The organism is Pediococcus parvulus, assembly GCF_007990205.1.
GTDB lineage: Bacteria > Bacillota > Bacilli > Lactobacillales > Lactobacillaceae > Pediococcus > Pediococcus parvulus.
Map to the genome: position 1 here is coordinate 1 of NZ_BJWE01000005.1, position 17,254 is coordinate 17,254.

Sequence of the window (17,254 nt, forward strand, 5' to 3'; positions counted from 1 at the left end):
GCTTTGGACAAAAAATTTAAAACAACCGAATAAATACCTCAATCCAAGAATTTCTTGCAAAAGAAGTTCTTGGATTCTTTGTGTCCATTAATTTTCTAATTAAGTGTAGTAGCAAAAAATAAAATTGTAACGAGTTTTCAAACAACAACTGCAACGGCTCCAAAAGATAGTTGCAACTCATCCTCTTGAGAAATGGATACAATGTTTCAATACACTCGCAACTAGTCGTCCGCTTTGATAACATCAGAACGACAATCAAAAAAATATTGAGTTTCCACTAGTTAGAAACCCGCTTCAACTGAAACTGATGACAGTTTTCACTTCTTTTTTGAATAATTTTGGGGATGGTCGTGGTAAACTAATTTCCAAAGGGGACGTTTTTCATGACAACTACAGACTCAAGACACTGGAAATTAAACGTCGGTTATTTTCTAGCGGCACAAAATTTTTTTCTGTTTGGTTCATCAGCAGTTTACTTTGCCATTCTTTGGTACATTGCCCTCCAAACTTCATCCGGAACTTGGATCATGCTTGCCACCATGGCCACTACGCTACCACAAATTCTAATTTCACTGTGGGCAGGCATCTGGTCAGATCAATATAGTCGTAAAAAATTGATTGTGGCATCTAGCGGACTAGTCACATTCTTAACTATTATTACGGCGTTAATTTACTTTTTTGTTTTTCGAAATTTATGGTTGTTGTTACTAATTGCCGCCATTCGTTCGCTGGGATCCGGGATTCAAACACCAGCGGGAAATGCCCTTCTACCAGAAATCACACCAAAAAAAGAGCTTTCACGGATTAACGGCTTGAATCAGTTTGTTAGCTCGGTGTTATTGCTAATCTCTCCAATTCTAAGCGGTGTTATCCTAGGAAAACTCGGAATTATTTTTGTTTTCGTGGTGGACCTTGTGACCGCCACTACTGGAATCGCCTTATTGTTATGCATTCATGTGAAGCAGCTTAAACAAGAAAAGCAAAATCAAGTTGCTGGGTTACCAGGTATCTGGGAAGGGTTAAAATACACGTTCTCTCATCAATACTTACGAAATTTTATGGTGTTTACCTTGATCGCGTTCGTACTGGTCTCGCCATCATCCCAGCTATCGACACTTTATGTGAAACGAACTTTTGGCTCTGCAGTTTGGCGATTGACGTTAAATGAGCTGCTATGGACCATGGGGGCCTTGCTTGGTAGCTTTTACATCACCATTCACAAACATTTACCCCATAAAATTCGGTTGATTGCGATTGGTTTTGCAGGATCTGGCATTAGTTTTGCTGTTATGGGACTGCCTGAACCATTTTGGACCTACCTACTTTTCATGTTTTTCTCAGGAATCTGCATGCCAGTTATTCAGGCAACTTCCAACATTTTGATTCAAGAAAATGTTTCGCCCACCAAAATGGGACGGGTTTTCTCAATTCTCCAAATTGTGTCAACCGGAGTCTACCCAATTGCCATGCTGTTTTATGGGCCTTTAGCCGATGTGGTGGCGATCCGTTACATTTTGATTGTCACCGGAATTTTATTAATTTTGGTTGCGGGACTCTTTTATAAACGGCTCCCTCAATTAACTGACAAGCTCAAAGATTTGCATTAATCTAGCCCAACACGATTAAAAATATAATCTACATTTTTTAGATGATACCTGTAATCAAAGGCATCATCTATTTCTTTTGGCGAAAGATGACTCTTAATCACCGGATCAGATTCAACCAACGGCTTAAACTGAATTTCTTCGTCCCATGCTTTAGCAGTTAATGGTTGAATGCGATCATAAGCAGCCTCTCGTGATAACCCAGCATCAATTAACTTTAACAGCACCCGTTGACTATAAATTAATCCAAAACTCCGATGCATGTTGGCTTTCATATGTTCTGGAAATACAGTGAGGTTACCAATAATGCTGTTCATCCGATGTAAAATGTAATCAACCAAGATGGTTGTATCAGGCAAAATAATTCGTTCTGCAGAAGAATGCGAAATGTCGCGTTCATGCCATAAATTGACGTCTTCGTACGCAGTTTGAACGTGACCTCTAATTACCCGAGCCAAGCCGGAAACGTTCTCAGAACCGATTGGATTACGTTTGTGAGGCATTGCAGAAGACCCTTTCTGTCCTGGCGCAAAATGTTCTTCCACTTCACGGACTTCTGATTTTTGTAACCCGCGAATTTCAGTGGCAAACTCTTCTACACTTGTGGCAATTAACGCAAGTGTCGCAATATATTCGGCATGTAAATCACGGGGTAAAATTTGAGTCGAAATTTCTTGTGCATTCAAACCTAACTCCTCACAAACAAATCCTTCAACTTCCGGTGGCACATTAGCAAAAGTCCCCACAGCACCACTAATTTTACCTGCTTCAACCCCTTTTGCAGCATGCTCAAATCGTTCAATATCTCGTTTGATTTCTGAATACCAGCGCGCCAATTTTAATCCAAAGGTCATGGGTTCTGCATGCACGCCATGGGTTCTTCCCATCATAACGGTATATTTGTATTTTTTGGCTTGTGATGCCAAAGTATCTTTAAAAGTTTCAAGGTCTTTACGAATAATCACATTGGCTTCTTTTAAACGATATCCCTGAGCGGTATCCACCACATCGGTACTCGTTAAACCATAATGTACCCACTTTTTCTCTTCACCTAAAGATTCCGAAACATCGCGGGTAAAGGCAATTACATCATGATGGGTCACAGTTTCAATTTCGGCAATTCGTTCTTCACTAAATTGGGCATTCTTTGTTATTTTTTCAACATCGGTCGCCGAGATCTTCCCTAATTTTCCCCAGGCTTTGACGGCCGCAATTTCAACTTTCAACCAAGATGCATATTGGTTGTGTAAACTCCATACATTACCCATTTCTTCACGTGTATATCTCTCTAACATTCGTATCCCTCACATTTTCGAGTTTAAAATAAGTGCTTTAAATATCCGTGTAATACTATAGCATACATATATCGGATATTCCACATACATTAAACTGATTGAGGTTTCTCACCTGCTATTTATCAGTGATAAACCGTACTTTAAAATATACATCATACATATAATTCGTGTTTTTCTTGCTTTTCGTCAAAAACCTTGTTACACTTATTTGGTTGTTTAAATTATATTATTCGGGGGTCATTAAATGTCATCAATCGTAGTTGTAGGTAGCCAATGGGGCGATGAAGGAAAAGGTAAAATAACAGATTTCTTAGGGAGTGACGCGGCTTTAACCGTTCGTTTCTCTGGTGGTGATAATGCCGGACATTCCATCGTCTTTAAAGGCAAAAAATTCGCATTACAACTTATTCCATCCGGAATCTTCAACCGTAATGGTTTGAGTGTGATTGGCAATGGCGTCGTTGTTAATCCTGAATCTTTACACAACGAATTGCATTATTTAGAAAGTAACGGTATCACAACTGATAATTTACGGATTTCAGATCGTGCTCAAGTTATTTTGCCTTACCACATTCGTTTAGATGAATTACAAGAACAGTCTAAAGCAGCTGGCAAAATCGGTACTACCCACAAGGGAATCGGTCCAGCATATATGGATAAAGCGGAACGAATCGGAATCCGAATTTGTGACTTGCTGGAACGCGATACTTTTGAAGAAAAACTCAGAACTAACCTTAAAAATAAAAACTTATTATTTACCAGATTATATGAAACAGAACCTTTAAAATTTGAAGATATTTTTGAATCTTTCTACCAATACGGTCAAGAAATCAAAGATCGTGTCACCGATACTTCGGTTTTAATTAATGAGGCCCTTGATAAGAACGAACATGTGCTATTCGAAGGCTCTCAGGGAGTTATGTTGGATTACGATCACGGGACTTATCCTTATGTCACCTCCTCAAATCCCACTGCCGGTGGTGCTGCTGTGGGGGCCGGTGTTGGTCCATGGCGCATTAACCAAGTTGTCGGGGCATGTAAGGCCTACACATCCCGCGTGGGTGATGGTCCTTTCCCAACTGAACAATTAAACGAAACCGGTGATTTCATTCGCGAAGCCGGTCATGAATACGGCACAGTTACTGGTCGTCCCCGGCGCATTGGCTGGTTAGACACTGTCGTTTTACGCCACGCAACGCGAGTAAGTGGCCTAACCAGTTTATGCTTAAACTGCTTGGATGTTTTAACTAACTTAAAAACGATTAAAATTTGTACAGCCTATCAGTTGGATGGTCAAACAATTTATCACTATCCCGCTTCTGAAAAGCAAATCGAAAAATGTGAACCAGTTTACGAAGAACTTCCTGGCTGGACAGAAGATATTACTAACTGTAAAACACTGGCTGAACTACCTGAAAATGCGCGTAATTACCTGAACCGCGTTTCAGAATTAGTTGGTATTCCCCTTTCTACATTTTCAGTAGGACCCGATCGCGAACAAACCAACGTTTTGACTGATATTTGGAATGCAAAATAACGTTTAGAATTTTAACTTTGAATAGGAGCGATAACCATGAGAGTTTTTGATTATGAAGACGTTCAACTTATCCCTAACAAATGTATTATTGAAAGCCGTTCTGAAGCGGGAACCACTGTAAAACTAGGAAAATACTCCTTTAAAATTCCAGTGGTTCCCGCAAATATGGCCACGGTCATCAACGAAGAGTTATCCGTTTGGCTGGCAAAAAATGGCTACTTTTATGTCATGCACCGTTTCGAACCGGAAACACGGTTGGCTTTTATCAATAAAATGCATGAGCAAAAATTAATCGCGTCTATTAGTGTGGGTGTGAAACAAGAGGAATTTGATTTCATTTCTCAACTGGCTGATCAAAATATCACACCAGAATTTATTACAATTGATATTGCCCACGGGCATGCCAATAGTGTGATTCGCATGATTCAACATATTAAGCACCTGCTTCCTGAGGCGTTCGTAATTGCGGGAAATGTCGGAACGCCAGAAGCCGTCCGTGAACTTGAAAACGCTGGTGCCGATGCAACCAAAGTTGGAATTGGTCCTGGAAAAGCTTGTATTACTAAGCTCAAAACCGGTTTCGGAACTGGTGGTTGGCAATTGGCTGCAATTCGTTGGTGTGCCAAAGCTGCCAGCAAGCCCATCATTGCTGATGGTGGCATTCGGACAAATGGTGACATTGCCAAGTCGATTCGATTTGGCGCTACCATGGTCATGATTGGCTCTTTGATGGCAGGCCACCAAGAATCTCCTGGCAACATGATTACCATCGATGGCAAAAACTATAAACAGTATTATGGTTCAGCTTCTGAAACGCAAAAAGGCCAACACAAAAACGTTGAAGGTCGTCAAATGTTGGTTCCTTATCGGGGTCACATTAAAGATACCCTTGAAGAAATTCATCAAGATTTACAGTCCTCAATTTCTTACGCTGGTGGCCGCTCATTGGATGCCATCCGCAAAGTAGATTATGTCATTTTACACGGAGTAAATGATTTTAACTAAAAAAATGGGGATAAAAAACAATAGTTTGCAACCCATATTTCAAATTAAAAGGGCAATTTCACCGAGTACTATCAGTGAAATTGCCCTTTTCTATCACTATTTTAAATTAATCACTTCGTTGCCAAACTCTTTTAGTAGCTTGAGTAGCATATCAACCTTTTTTTGGCCAAACTTAATGATCCAGCCCTCAAAAACTAAATGCACTTTTTGATCAATCAGTTTTTCCACTTCTGCACCACGCTGGGTCAGGTGAAGATACAACCTTCTTTGATCCTTTGGGTCCGGTGTTTGAGAAATATAGTTTAATTTCAATAAAGATTTAATTTGTCTAGAAACTGCGCTCCGAGTAACATTTCGTTCGGTCGCAATTCCCATCTGCGTCACATTTTCCTGGTAGCGAATATCCCGTAAAACCAAAAATTGTTCAAACGAGATCTCATATTCCTTTGTCGGTTCCGAAAGGACATACTCTAAAAATTTCAATGTAGTCATGTAAATTTCAATTGAACCTTCAAATAAAGCTTCATTCTCTTTTGCTGACACAGTTCCCCAACCTCCTCCAAAATTGTTAACTGTTTAAGTATAGCAAACAAAACTTCAAAAGGTTATGGATTTAGCGATCTTTCACTAATCCATAACTTTTTTCTTATTTCCAATATTTTTTAAAACGTTTACTCCAATTCTTGGTCGTATCTTCCATATTTCCAAAGCGCAATTCTTGGCTTGTCGCGTTAATAACGCCGCCAATCATAATCACTAAGCCGGAAAAATCTAGCCAAAACATCAACGCAATAAACGTTCCTAAAGTCTTATAACTGTTTACAGAATGAACAAAATAACGCAAATAGGCAGTAAAAAATTGAGAAACACCCATCAATCCAATGGTTGCCGCTGCGGCTCCCCAGATCACATATCTAAACTTAATGCGGGCGTTTGGAACAACATAATACAAAATCATCAAACTTAAAAAAATAACGATCAAAGCTGATGGCAGTTTTACGTTACCCACAATATGAAAAAGGCTATGCGGTAACTTCAGAATAGGCGTCAAATACGCAACAATTGTTTGTCCAAAACTAAAGAAAAACATCATCAAACTAATTAAAACCGCAAAGAAAATAGTAAACAAGAATGAAACGACGCGATTTATAATCGGATTTTGAAATTTTGCCACTCCATACGCTCGATTAATCGACCTTTGAAACGCGGCAACCGCCTGACTAGCAGACCACAACATCAAAATGGCACCAAAGGACATCAACTCGCCGTTTCCTTTTTCCAAAAAGTCTTTGACAATGGGCTGACTAATCTGATAAATCGTACTTGGGACAACCGTTTCAATGTATTCCAGCACTGTTGTCACGTCAATATGAAACAGTGGCAACAAGTTTCCTACAAAGATAATTGCCGGAAACATAGCAAGCAACGTATAGAAGGCAAGGACAATTGCATTATTTGCGGCATCTGCACGATTAAATCGCATCATAAAGCCTTGCCAATATGTTTTACATTTATGCCCAAACCTCTTCCAAGTCATGTTATATACCCCGTTTTTATTTAACTTTAATAGTATACAACAATTTACTAAGTTAACCCTTTTTTTCTGAATTTTTAATCAAAATTGAAAGCAATAATCCCACAACCTCTACAAGAAAGAAAGTAAAGAACACTGCCCGATATCCCATTTGAGTAGCAACTTCCACGTGACTGCCTTTGGTCAACTCACTTTGCGTAATCGCCGTTAATATAATGGTGGCAACCGCTACTCCCAACGAACCAAGTATTTGACGAACAGTTGTAATAACGGCCGTTCCATGAGCAATGAGACTGTCTGGCAAAGAGTTTGCCCCCAGTGTCATCGCGGGCATCATGACAAACGCATTGCCGCCTTCGATCAACATTGCCAAAATCACCATGCCAATCAAATTTAGCTCACTAGAGAATACAAACAAAATTCCCCAACCTATTGTAATCATGCTCATTCCTATTAACAGCACGCGTTTGAACCCGAATCGATCAGCCAACTTGCCAGTAACAGGATTTAGTAAACTTAAAAATACGGCCCCTGGTACAAGCGACATTCCGGATGCAAAAGGCGATAACTTAAGCACCTCTTGATAATAAAGCGGAAAAATAATTGTCGTCACAATTAAGGCAATGTAAGAAAAGCCCGTCAGTAACACGGCTAAATCATAATTAAACGTTTTAAGTACACGCAATTCGAGCATTGGCGTTTTGATGTGAAATTGACGAAACACAAAATAGGCTAACATCACTAAACTAACGGCAAGTAAACCAAACTGGTTCGTCCAGTTAACACCAGTTTTACCTAGTTGATTGATAACAAAAAGCAGTCCGATCAACCCTAACGAACTAAAAACCGAGATAAAATCTAACCGATCTAGTTTCAGTGACATGACATTTGCAATGAATTTAAATGACAAGAGAAAAACTAGCGTAATAATAATGGCAAAAATCACAAAAAGTCCTTGCCAGGTCGTAAATTTCAAAACAATTCCAGAAATGATTGGTCCTACAGCTAATGCCGATCCCATCACCAGCCCCACAATGCCCATTGTGACCCCTCGAGATTCTTCTGGTGTAATTGTCAACATGACACTCTGGTAAGCCGGAAATAAGATCCCAACGCCAATCGCTTCTAGGACTCGTCCAAACATCATGATCGGAAAATTAGGTGCAAATAAAATAACAATCGTTCCAACGTCAAACAACACTAACACGGCTTGAAATAGCCGTTTAAACGGTACATTACTTAATAGCCAGGGACTGATAGGCATCATGATACACATAACCAACATGAAGCCTGTCGTCAGCCACTGGATGGTTGGCGCGGTAACACCAAAATAGCGCATTAAAGTTGGGTAAGCCGTTGATAATGAAGATTGACTGATCGACATTGTAAAAGTGCCCGCCAATAAGATCCCCACAAACCAACTGCGAAGTTTTTTATCCCCTTTAAAAATTCCAAGCCGTTCTTCCATCAAACTCACTCCTCACTAACTTATGCCTAAGTTAGAATCATTTTAAATCGATTTAATTGTATTTCATATTTAGACTGGTGTAAACTGAATTCGAAAATTCTAAACGATTTTATTGCCTGCATAGAGTTGAAGTCATCTTAAAAAAGTGATTAAATTGATTTTACTTATTAATTGTGACTAACGAAATGGAAGAAGGTTTAGGTATGGCAAACGCAGAAGTGGATGAAGCTATTACAGATTTACAAAGTAAACGCATTCGAATTACCCCTCAGCGACGCACGATTTTGGCTTATTTAGTCACCCATCATAATCATCCAACTGTTGAAACCATTCACGAGGCCTTGGCACAAACCACGCCAAATATGAGTTTGGCAACGATCTACAACACATTAAAATTATTTGTCGACTTAGGAATTGTCATTGAACTGGCAAACGGCGAAGATGGCGTGCATTACGACTATTTCAATAAGCCGCATTACCACGTAATTTGCACAAACTGTGGTAAAATCACTGATGTTTTTTATCCTGACTTTCAAAAAGATGCGAGAAAGATGGAAAAACAAGCGACTCAACAAACAGGCTATCAAATTTCGGGTAATCGCTTCGAAATTTATGGATTGTGTCCTGAATGCCAAGCTAAATTAAAAAATAAGAATTCAAATAACCATCCAAACTCACTCTACTAAGTTTGGATGGTTTATTGTTTGGATAGCTTTTTTCCGCTGAGCTCTAGGACCGCTCGGCAAAATAAAAGGCAAATCCTAAGTACGACTCCCGCGGGATTGCGATCCCGCATATGTCGCACTTAGGATTTGCCTTTTACCATTTTGCCTCGCGCACTTTTACTCTTACCTTACCTGTGCCGCCGTCATTATCGCCACTTTATACACGTCTTCTTCACTTGCTCCTCGTGACAAATCCGACACCGGCGCATTCAATCCCTGCAAAATTGGCCCTATTGCCTCAAAATGTCCCAATCTCTGCGCAATCTTATACCCAATATTTCCTGATTGCAATTCTGGGAACACAAACACCGTTGCATGCCCCGCTACCTTTGAATCTGGTGCCTTACTTGCACCCACATCCGGCACAAACGCCGCATCAAACTGCAGCTCACCATCAATCTCCATCTCCGGTTCCTTCTCTTGTGCCAATTTAGTTGCTTCCTGCACCTTTGTGACCATATCGCCCTTTGCCGAACCCTTCGTTGAAAAACTCAACATAGCTACCTTAGGCTCAATATCAAAAATTTCAGCCGTATGCGCACTTTCCACCGCAATTTCTGCCAGTGTTGCCGCATCTGGATCAATATTAATCGCCGTATCCGCAAAAATATAACGTTCATTATTGCGCTGCATCACAAACGCACCACTAATTCGTTTTACACCAGGTTTTGTTTTAATAATTTGTAACGCCGGACGAACTGTATCTCCCGTTGGGTGCACAGCTCCAGAAACCATTGCATCTGCTTTGTGCAGATACACCAACATTGTGCCAAAATAATTCACATCAGTTAACATCTTCAGCACTTCTTCAATAGTGTTCTTTCCCTTACGCCGCTTTACTAAAGCATCCACCATTTCTTGCTTTTCTTCTTCCGAATAATTGTCCGGATTAATAATTTCAACATTTTTTAAATCAACATCATCTTTTGAAGCCTTTTCTACAATTTTCTTTGCATCGCCCAACAGAATTGGTTTGACCAACCCATCTTGTGCCAACCGCGCAGCCGCAGAGTAAATTCTGACATCGTCCCCCTCTGGAAATACAACCGTTCTATTTTGACCCTTAATCTTTGCCTTTAAACCGTCAAATAAATCCATGTTTGAAACTCCTTCCATAAAAGACAGAATTTTATATTTAATTATAGGTTATGCCTTAGTTTCTTTTTTAAATCGTTCAACTTCACGGGCGATCGCCAATTCTTCGTTCGTAGGCACAACTAACACCTTTGCCTTAGAATCCGAAGCACTAATATCTCGCAACTCACCTTGAACCTGGTTTTTTTCGTTATCAATTTTAAGTCCAAAATAATCCAACTCATCAACAATCATTTTTCGGACTAACATCCCATTCTCACCAATGCCTGCTGTGAAAACTAAAACATCAATTCCGTGCATTTCAGCAATGTAAGCCCCAATATACTTCACAATGTTATTCACAAAAATTTCAACGGCCAACTCAGCCCGACGACTCTTATGTCTAGCCTCCAAAACGTCGCGCATGTCAGAAGAGATTCCAGAAATACCTAACAATCCAGACTTGGTGTTTAATATTTCAATCATTTCAGAAAAGTCAGTAATCTTTAGTTTTTCCATCAAATAATTGACTAAAGAAACATCGATGTCTCCTGAACGGGTTGCCATTGTAATCCCAGAAACCGGGGTAAAGCCCATTGATGTATCATATGACTGGCCATTCAAAATAGCGTCAATTGAGGAACCGGCCCCTAAATGAAGGGTGATCATCTTCAAAGAACTTAATGGTTTGCCAAGTAGTTTGGCCGCATCCAAAGCAACTAATTGATGGCTCGTACCATGGGCACCATACTTACGCGCGCCATATTTTTCATAATATTCATAAGGAATACTGTACAAATAATTTTTTGCGGGTAATGTTTCATGAAAAGAAGTGTCAAACACCGCAACACTTGTGACGTTTGGCAGGACCTTTTGCACTGCCCGAATTCCAATCACATTGGCCGGATTGTGCAATGGGGCATACTCTGATAAACTCTCAATTTGCTTAATTACTTTTTCCGTAATCTCGACGGAGCCATTGAAAATTTCGCCACCCGCTACAACGCGATGACCAACGCCTGTAATTTCATCAAAACTTCGAATAATTTTCAGATCAATCAAAGCCTTTAGAACCATATGGATCGCAACTTCATGATCTTTAACTGGCTCTTCAAACCGCGTGTTTTCCTGATCGCCATAAATCATTGTAAATGTGGAGCCATCAATACCAATTCGATCCACCTTGCCACTTGCGAGAACTTTCTCGCTTGGCATCTCAAACAGTTTGAACTTAAGTGATGAACTTCCTGCATTAATTGCAATTGTTTTTTCCAAAGTTAACCCCCACTCACTTTTCTATGAATCCGATTCGATCTTTTTTTAATACTTTCACTCTACCGCGTTTGCCCTAAATTCTCAACGCTCATTTACATAAATTATACCTTATTGTTTTTAACATGAAAACCATATGCCTATTTGTTATTAGAAACTAAATATTTAAAAAAAGAGATTTATTCTATATAGCGTTAACTTGTATAGGATAAATCTCTTTGTGCCAATTAATTTGGTAGTTTATTTGTTTGTTAATTTGCTTGCAGCTGCTTCATCAAGAATAACAGTCACGTTGTCATGGTCTTGAAGCACACTTGCAGGTAAGTCTGAAGTGTTAGGGCCTTCGATCATTCCCTTAACAGCATCAGCCTTTTCTTCACCGTAAGCTTCCAACAAGATATGTTTTGATTTCATAATTGAAGCTAATCCCATTGATAAGGCTTCCTTAGGCACGTCTTCTTCATGTGCGAAGAAACGGGCATTGGCATCGATCGTTGATTGAGTTAATGAGACACGATGAGTGCCAATTTCAGGTGAAGTTCCTGGTTCGTTGAAACCAATATGACCATTGCGGCCAAGACCCAAGATTTGTAAATCAATTGGGTTGTCCTCAATTACTTTATCATAACGTTTTGCTTCAGCATCGATATCTTTAGCCAAACCATTTGGTAGGTAAGATTTCTTAAATGGCTTTTTGTTGAATAAATGTTCATGCATAAAGTAGTTGTAACTTTGGTCATTGTCAGCAGCTAACCCGATGTATTCATCCAAATTGATAGAAATGGAATCGCTGAAATCAAGATCACTAGCGATAATGTCATTGTAAGTTGTAATTGGTGTACTTCCGGTAGCTAAACCAAAAGTATGAGCACCATTTTTCTTAGCATCAGCAAAAATCTTGTAGCCTTCTTGTCCGCCTTCAACTTCATCTTTAACAATAATAATTTGCATAATCAAGCTCCTTTTTATTTTCTTTTTCGACTCCGATGAGATCTATAAGAATAAAAATCCCATTCACATTGGTATAGCCCAATTATATATTCTCCCTCTATAAATTGCAAGGGTATAGACCAAAAAATCAAAAATTATTTCTATAAATCACGATATCTAGAAATATTCCCTACTGAAATTAGACACCACCCTGAGAATTAAATTAGTTGCCGAATTTTATATTTATCGATATACTGAATTCGTAACAAATACAGGGGTGCTGGATCCAATCCGGCTGAGATAAAAACTAGTGGTTTTTGACCCTCGAACCTGATATGGATAATGCCAGCGCAGGAAGTTTAATCGTTTTGATGATCAAGTGACAGCTCACATTCCGTCATTTGATGACCAATTTTAAACATGCAATCAAAAGCTGGCGCGTTGTCGTTGGCTTTTTTATTTTGTTTCAAGAAAGGAAACTATCTTATGAATACAAGTGTTGCAATTCAAGTTTTACCAATGTTAGAGGACGACAAAAAAGTTGTGGCTGTTGTGGACAAAGCAATTGAGTACATTCAATCCACAGGCGTTTCATATGAAGTCGGTGCGTTTGAAACCACACTCGAAGGCGACTACGACCAACTCATGGAAATTGTTAAAAACATTACCAAAATTGCAGCTGAGGCTGGTGCCCCTCAAGTCATGACTTATGTAAAAATTGATTATAAATCCGAGGGCAAGGTCTTAGGAATCCATGAAAAAACAGACAAATATCAACATTAATTTTCTACCAATTTTGGTCATTCTGGCACTTTTACTTATCTGGCAATTAATTAGTTATTTTCAAATTGTCCCGACTTTCATGCTGCCCTCACCGGTTAATGTCGTCAAAGCCTTTATCACCGATTTTCCGTTGCTTATGAAAAATGCCGGCGTTACCCTCTTGGAAACGTTCTGGGGACTATTAATTGGCGTCATTGGTGGTGTGCTTATCGCCATAATTATGGACTTGTTTAATCCACTCTATAAAGCTGTTTATCCCCTGCTCGTCCTCAGTCAAACTGTTCCGGCGGTGGCTATCGCGCCCCTTTTGATTTTATGGTTTGGCTATGGCATGCTGCCAAAAATTGTTTTAATCACAATCACGACATTTTTCCCGGTGGCCGTGGAAATGCTGACCGGCTTTCGCGCTACCGATCCTGATTTAATTCATTTAATGAAAACGATGGGTGCAAGCAAATGGAAATTATATTACTATGTTAAGTTTCCAAATTCGTTGAATCATTTCTTCTCGAGTTTAAAAATCTCTGTATCTTATGCAATTGTGAGTGCCGTAATTTCTGAATGGGTTGGTGGTTTTAGTGGCTTGGGTGTCTATATGACGCGGGTCATGAAGGCCTATGCCTACGACAAAATGTTTGCCGTCATCTTTTTAATTTCGGCTTTAAGTTTGCTTTTAATTTGGTTGGTCACTCTGATTCAACATAAAGTCATGCCCTGGGAGGCAGTAAAAAAATGAAACATTCCAAACATTTTTGGCTCTACTTAAGCTTGAGTTTTTTATTGATGTTGGTTTTAGGTGGCTGCAAAACTAGTTCTAATAAGTCGCAAATGAAGACGATTACCATGGTTTTGGATTGGACACCGAACACCAATCATACCGGAATGTATGTTGCCAAACAAAAAGGCTACTACAAAAAATATCATCTCAATGTGAAGTTTGTACAACCACCCAAAGATGGCGCCGAACAGCTTGTTGCGAGTGGCAAAGCTCAAATTGGTATTTCTGCACAAGATACGTTTGCTGGGGCGATTGCCCGTCGTGACCCATTGCCTATCACCACAATCGGGGCCATTATTCAGCACAACACTTCGGGGATCATGTCGCGCAAAGCAGATGGGATTACTTCACCGAAAAAAATGATGGGTAAACGTTATGCAACTTGGGACTTGCCAATTGAGCAAGCAACTATCAAACAAGTAGTCGAAGATGATGGCGGCCAATATAGCAAAATTAAAAAAATTCCTAATAACATTACCGATGAGGTGGCGGCCTTAAAGACAAAACAAGCTGACTCGATCTGGGTGTTTTACGGTTGGGCTGGCGAAAATGCTAAAATTAAAAACCTTCCCATCAATTATTTTTCATTTCGTTCTTTGAACAAGGTTTTTGATTATTACACGCCGACCCTCATTGGCAACAACCAATTTTTAAAGGCCCATCCTAAACTGGCTAAAGATTTCATGAAAGCAACTGCTAAGGGATATACCTATGCGGCTAACCATCCCCATCAATCGGCCACCATTTTAATGGATCAGGTGCCTGAGCTTAAAAGCAACCAAAAGTTAATTTATGCGAGTCAAACCTACCTTTCCAAACAGTACACCTTAGGTTCAAAGCAATGGGGAAAAATTTCATCAACTCGCTGGAATCGATTCTATCAGTGGCTAAATCAACATAAACTTGTTTCCGTCAAACTCAAGAAAAATCAGGGATTCACAAATCAATATCTTTCTAAATGAGGTCTTAACTATGGCGTTATTACAAACGCATCATATTTCTAAAACATATTCGGATCACCAGATACTTGCCGATATTAATATTCAGCTAAATCAAGGTGAATTAGTTAGTATTCTTGGTGTCAGCGGTATCGGGAAAACCACTCTTTTCAACATTATTGCTGGTCTGCTTTCCCCAGAAAATGGTGAGGTTCTGCTTAAAAATCAACCCATTACAAATAAAACGGGTCAACTCAGTTACATGCTGCAAAAAGACCTTCTGCTACCCTACCGAACAATTATGGGCAACGTTATTCTACCGGCTTTGATGCGGGGCACCTCAAAAAAAGTAGCCGAAGCGAAGGCCGCTCCGTTGTTTAAACTCTTTGGATTGCAACATACCGAAAAACGGTACCCTCAGGCTTTATCTGGCGGGATGCGCCAACGAGCTGCCCTATTGCGAACTTACATGTTCAATAAAGAAGTCGCTTTATTGGATGAACCTTTCAGTGCTCTAGATGAAATCACAAAACATCAGGTACACGCTTGGTATCTCAACTTAATGAGTAAAATTAATTTATCAACTTTACTCATTACACACGACGTTGAAGAAGCGATCCTCTTATCTGACCGAATTTACATTTTAAGTGGCACACCCGCATCAATTACAAAGGAAATCATAATTGATTCTGAACTAAAAAAACAACCCGATTTCGAGTTGAGCACGTCGTTTCTCGACTACAAACGCCAAATTCTAAACTTATTATAAAGTGGGTTAAAAAGTCAGCAGTAAATTAACCAAATCTTTTGCTTTCTATAATGTTTTAGTTTATATTCTAGTTAAAGCACAGACAAGTTTATTCAAATAAACTGATTTCTAAAGTTTGCTTGTGTTTTCCAATATTTTTGATTGTCCAAAGGAGCTGTTAGTTATGGCAAGTGAAATTGTATTTTTTAATCCTGGTGATTCTTTAGGAAATTTTCATGATTACAACGAAGCAGTCCGTAGTGGTCAACTATACCGGCATAAGAATGAAACGCCTCATGAATTAGTGATCGCAACGGATCCTAAAAACGATGAAGAGTATCTGATTTTTTACGCCAAAGATGCGGTTGATCCTGCGAATAATAAAGATAAACACGGAACCAAATATAACATCTCTAAACACTTATAAAAGTTACTACCATACTCTGTGCCAGAAGGAGGACTCGTTATGACTTTTGCAGACCAACTGACCAGTCAACGAAAACGGGCTGGTTACACGAGAAGTGCCTTAGCCAAAGAACTGGGTGTTAGTCTTAATCAGGTTGCCAAGTGGGAAAGTGGCGAATCTGAGCCAAGTCTAACTATCTTGCGTCAGTTGCATTCAATCTATGAAATTAGTATGGATGAACTTATCTTAAATGAGACAACTAGTCAATCGGTGAGTCCTTCTCGCTGGCTGACACGATTTGATAAAGATTTTAAGAAAAAATAAAATCTGTGATCAGGGTAGTTGAAAAACTACTGGTGATCACAGATTTTTTATTATCGGCCTACAGGTTGAAAGTATCAAAATTATTATATCAGTGCGTTGCTTGCAAAGATTAGACTTAGTCTGGAAGCAAATGGGCTCAATAGTGTCTTTATCTTAGCGGGTTTCGCTTAGATAAAGGCCAAGCTTGGAGACGTGGCTTGTGGCCACAAGTCGTGCCCCCCACGTTCCAGCCCAAATTTACTGGAAGACGGCATTTTAATCTGATTTTATTGCCATGAACGTTTTCGTATCAAGCAACAAGATAAGTTTTTGTAGTTTCAACCTTTTATTATCAGTGTCACTTGAAACTGTACTTCTCTATTTTTGAAGCATTTCATAAGGATTCGGTAAATGATTGGCCACCTTATCGGCTATCGCTAGGGCAATTTCGTTAGAAACTGACTTTTCGGCATCTGGCGCCGTATACATATTAATTTTATAATCAACTTCCGCTAAATTTTGTTCAATCTTTTTCTGTTGAGCCACAACTTCCTGGCGATGTTTAAGCAATAATTCACGCCGTTGCTTCACTGAAGCTGGTCCCGCCATTACATAATCAATGTATTTGCGAATATCTTTAATTTTCATGCCAGTATTTTTCAAACAACAGATGGTTTTAAGGAGATTCAAATCCCCAACTGTAAATTCACGATAACCAGCCGCATTACGTGCCACGAACGGTAGCAACCCTTGTTTATCATAAAAACGTAACGTGTAAATCGACAGATTAACTTTGGCAGCAACCTCTTTTATTGTGTATGTCATAAAATAAGCTCCACTTTTTCCTTGCCCTA

The 17,254-nt window shown here is 39.4% G+C and carries 18 protein-coding genes and 1 riboswitch; of the genes, 10 read left to right on the plus strand and 8 right to left on the minus strand.

Features of this window, described 5'->3' with window-relative positions:
- Positions 1-383: 383 nt before the first annotated feature.
- Complete coding sequence (locus PPA04_RS02090) at positions 384-1,607, plus strand: MFS transporter (protein WP_057782899.1); 1,224 nt, start codon at positions 384-386, stop codon at positions 1,605-1,607.
- On the opposite strand, the gene purB is transcribed toward PPA04_RS02090, so the two are convergent.
- Positions 1,604-2,899, minus strand: a complete 1,296-nt coding sequence (purB, locus tag PPA04_RS02095; protein WP_057782897.1) for an adenylosuccinate lyase — start codon at positions 2,897-2,899, stop codon at positions 1,604-1,606. The two genes, PPA04_RS02090 and purB, sit on opposite strands and share 4 nt — an antisense overlap.
- A 244-nt stretch (positions 2,900-3,143) precedes the next feature.
- Between purB and PPA04_RS02100 the strand changes: the two genes are divergently transcribed.
- The gene (locus PPA04_RS02100; protein WP_057782895.1) at positions 3,144-4,436 is read left to right on the plus strand and encodes an adenylosuccinate synthase; all 1,293 of its coding nucleotides are present in this window, start codon (positions 3,144-3,146) and stop codon (positions 4,434-4,436) included.
- A 36-nt stretch (positions 4,437-4,472) separates the two neighbouring features.
- The gene (locus tag PPA04_RS02105; protein ID WP_057782892.1) at positions 4,473-5,441 is read left to right on the plus strand and encodes a GMP reductase; all 969 of its coding nucleotides are present in this window, start codon (positions 4,473-4,475) and stop codon (positions 5,439-5,441) included.
- Between the two features lie 96 nt (positions 5,442-5,537).
- Here PPA04_RS02105 and PPA04_RS02110 read toward each other — a convergent pair whose 3' ends face one another.
- The 3 genes from PPA04_RS02110 to PPA04_RS02120 all read right to left on the minus strand — a co-directional run bounded on the left by PPA04_RS02110 (position 5,538) and on the right by PPA04_RS02120 (position 8,443).
- Entirely contained in the window at positions 5,538-5,984 is a 447-nt protein-coding gene (locus PPA04_RS02110; protein ID WP_084254273.1) for a MarR family transcriptional regulator, read from the minus strand.
- 103 nt (positions 5,985-6,087) lie between these two features.
- Positions 6,088-6,978 (minus strand): YihY/virulence factor BrkB family protein, encoded by an 891-nt coding sequence (locus PPA04_RS02115; protein WP_057782890.1) that lies wholly within the window; start codon positions 6,976-6,978, stop codon positions 6,088-6,090.
- A 52-nt stretch (positions 6,979-7,030) separates the two neighbouring features.
- The gene (locus tag PPA04_RS02120) at positions 7,031-8,443 is read right to left on the minus strand and encodes an MFS transporter (protein WP_057782889.1); all 1,413 of its coding nucleotides are present in this window, start codon (positions 8,441-8,443) and stop codon (positions 7,031-7,033) included.
- A 203-nt stretch (positions 8,444-8,646) separates the two neighbouring features.
- Between PPA04_RS02120 and PPA04_RS02125 the strand changes: the two genes are divergently transcribed.
- Positions 8,647-9,129 carry a Fur family transcriptional regulator gene (locus PPA04_RS02125; RefSeq protein ID WP_057782886.1) on the plus strand — a complete coding sequence of 161 codons (483 nt, stop codon included), beginning with the start codon at positions 8,647-8,649 and terminating at the stop codon, positions 9,127-9,129.
- A gap of 162 nt (positions 9,130-9,291) precedes the next feature.
- On the opposite strand, the gene pta is transcribed toward PPA04_RS02125, so the two are convergent.
- The 3 genes from pta to PPA04_RS02140 form a co-directional block, all read right to left on the minus strand.
- Positions 9,292-10,266 (minus strand): phosphate acetyltransferase, encoded by a 975-nt coding sequence (pta, locus tag PPA04_RS02130; RefSeq protein ID WP_057782884.1) that lies wholly within the window; start codon positions 10,264-10,266, stop codon positions 9,292-9,294.
- Between the two features lie 48 nt (positions 10,267-10,314).
- Positions 10,315-11,517 (minus strand): acetate/propionate family kinase, encoded by a 1,203-nt coding sequence (locus tag PPA04_RS02135; RefSeq protein WP_057782882.1) that lies wholly within the window; start codon positions 11,515-11,517, stop codon positions 10,315-10,317.
- A gap of 237 nt (positions 11,518-11,754) precedes the next feature.
- On the minus strand, positions 11,755-12,465 hold the full coding sequence (locus PPA04_RS02140; protein WP_057782880.1) for a glucosamine-6-phosphate deaminase: 711 nt from the start codon (positions 12,463-12,465) through the stop codon (positions 11,755-11,757).
- Positions 12,466-12,707: 242 nt separating this feature from the next.
- Positions 12,708-12,818, plus strand: a riboswitch (TPP riboswitch).
- 112 nt (positions 12,819-12,930) lie between these two features.
- On the opposite strand from PPA04_RS02140, the gene PPA04_RS02145 reads away from it, so the two are divergent.
- From PPA04_RS02145 to PPA04_RS02170, 6 genes are all read left to right on the plus strand, one after another.
- On the plus strand, positions 12,931-13,227 hold the full coding sequence (locus PPA04_RS02145) for a thiamine-binding protein (protein WP_057782878.1): 297 nt from the start codon (positions 12,931-12,933) through the stop codon (positions 13,225-13,227).
- Positions 13,199-13,963, plus strand: coding sequence for an ABC transporter permease (locus PPA04_RS02150; RefSeq protein WP_057782876.1), 765 nt, complete (start codon positions 13,199-13,201; stop codon positions 13,961-13,963). Before PPA04_RS02145 ends, PPA04_RS02150 begins: the two co-directional genes overlap by 29 nt.
- Positions 13,960-14,967 carry an ABC transporter substrate-binding protein gene (locus PPA04_RS02155; RefSeq protein WP_057782874.1) on the plus strand — a complete coding sequence of 336 codons (1,008 nt, stop codon included), beginning with the start codon at positions 13,960-13,962 and terminating at the stop codon, positions 14,965-14,967. The genes PPA04_RS02150 and PPA04_RS02155 overlap by 4 nt, the downstream gene beginning before the upstream one ends.
- A gap of 10 nt (positions 14,968-14,977) precedes the next feature.
- Positions 14,978-15,712 (plus strand): ABC transporter ATP-binding protein, encoded by a 735-nt coding sequence (locus PPA04_RS02160; RefSeq protein ID WP_057782872.1) that lies wholly within the window; start codon positions 14,978-14,980, stop codon positions 15,710-15,712.
- Positions 15,713-15,875: 163 nt separating this feature from the next.
- Positions 15,876-16,118, plus strand: coding sequence for a hypothetical protein (locus tag PPA04_RS02165; protein WP_057782870.1), 243 nt, complete (start codon positions 15,876-15,878; stop codon positions 16,116-16,118).
- A gap of 39 nt (positions 16,119-16,157) precedes the next feature.
- Positions 16,158-16,421, plus strand: coding sequence for a helix-turn-helix domain-containing protein (locus PPA04_RS02170; protein WP_057782868.1), 264 nt, complete (start codon positions 16,158-16,160; stop codon positions 16,419-16,421).
- A gap of 357 nt (positions 16,422-16,778) precedes the next feature.
- On the opposite strand, the gene PPA04_RS02175 is transcribed toward PPA04_RS02170, so the two are convergent.
- Positions 16,779-17,225, minus strand: coding sequence for a MerR family transcriptional regulator (locus PPA04_RS02175; RefSeq protein ID WP_057782866.1), 447 nt, complete (start codon positions 17,223-17,225; stop codon positions 16,779-16,781).
- Positions 17,226-17,254 lie beyond the last annotated feature (29 nt).

Bases quoted from the DNA above. Each gene is read 5' to 3' on its own strand.
- PPA04_RS02090 (WP_057782899.1), top strand. From the start codon at position 384: ATGACAACTACAGACTCAAGACACTGGAAATTAAACGTCGGTTATTTT.
- purB (WP_057782897.1), bottom strand. From the start codon at position 2,899: ATGTTAGAGAGATATACACGTGAAGAAATGGGTAATGTATGGAGTTTA.
- PPA04_RS02100 (WP_057782895.1), top strand. From the start codon at position 3,144: ATGTCATCAATCGTAGTTGTAGGTAGCCAATGGGGCGATGAAGGAAAA.
- PPA04_RS02105 (WP_057782892.1), top strand. From the start codon at position 4,473: ATGAGAGTTTTTGATTATGAAGACGTTCAACTTATCCCTAACAAATGT.
- PPA04_RS02115 (WP_057782890.1), bottom strand. From the start codon at position 6,978: ATGACTTGGAAGAGGTTTGGGCATAAATGTAAAACATATTGGCAAGGC.
- PPA04_RS02120 (WP_057782889.1), bottom strand. From the start codon at position 8,443: ATGGAAGAACGGCTTGGAATTTTTAAAGGGGATAAAAAACTTCGCAGT.
- PPA04_RS02125 (WP_057782886.1), top strand. From the start codon at position 8,647: ATGGCAAACGCAGAAGTGGATGAAGCTATTACAGATTTACAAAGTAAA.
- pta (WP_057782884.1), bottom strand. From the start codon at position 10,266: ATGGATTTATTTGACGGTTTAAAGGCAAAGATTAAGGGTCAAAATAGA.
- PPA04_RS02140 (WP_057782880.1), bottom strand. From the start codon at position 12,465: ATGCAAATTATTATTGTTAAAGATGAAGTTGAAGGCGGACAAGAAGGC.
- PPA04_RS02145 (WP_057782878.1), top strand. From the start codon at position 12,931: ATGAATACAAGTGTTGCAATTCAAGTTTTACCAATGTTAGAGGACGAC.
- PPA04_RS02150 (WP_057782876.1), top strand. From the start codon at position 13,199: ATGAAAAAACAGACAAATATCAACATTAATTTTCTACCAATTTTGGTC.
- PPA04_RS02155 (WP_057782874.1), top strand. From the start codon at position 13,960: ATGAAACATTCCAAACATTTTTGGCTCTACTTAAGCTTGAGTTTTTTA.
- PPA04_RS02160 (WP_057782872.1), top strand. From the start codon at position 14,978: ATGGCGTTATTACAAACGCATCATATTTCTAAAACATATTCGGATCAC.
- PPA04_RS02165 (WP_057782870.1), top strand. From the start codon at position 15,876: ATGGCAAGTGAAATTGTATTTTTTAATCCTGGTGATTCTTTAGGAAAT.
- PPA04_RS02170 (WP_057782868.1), top strand. From the start codon at position 16,158: ATGACTTTTGCAGACCAACTGACCAGTCAACGAAAACGGGCTGGTTAC.
- PPA04_RS02175 (WP_057782866.1), bottom strand. From the start codon at position 17,225: ATGACATACACAATAAAAGAGGTTGCTGCCAAAGTTAATCTGTCGATT.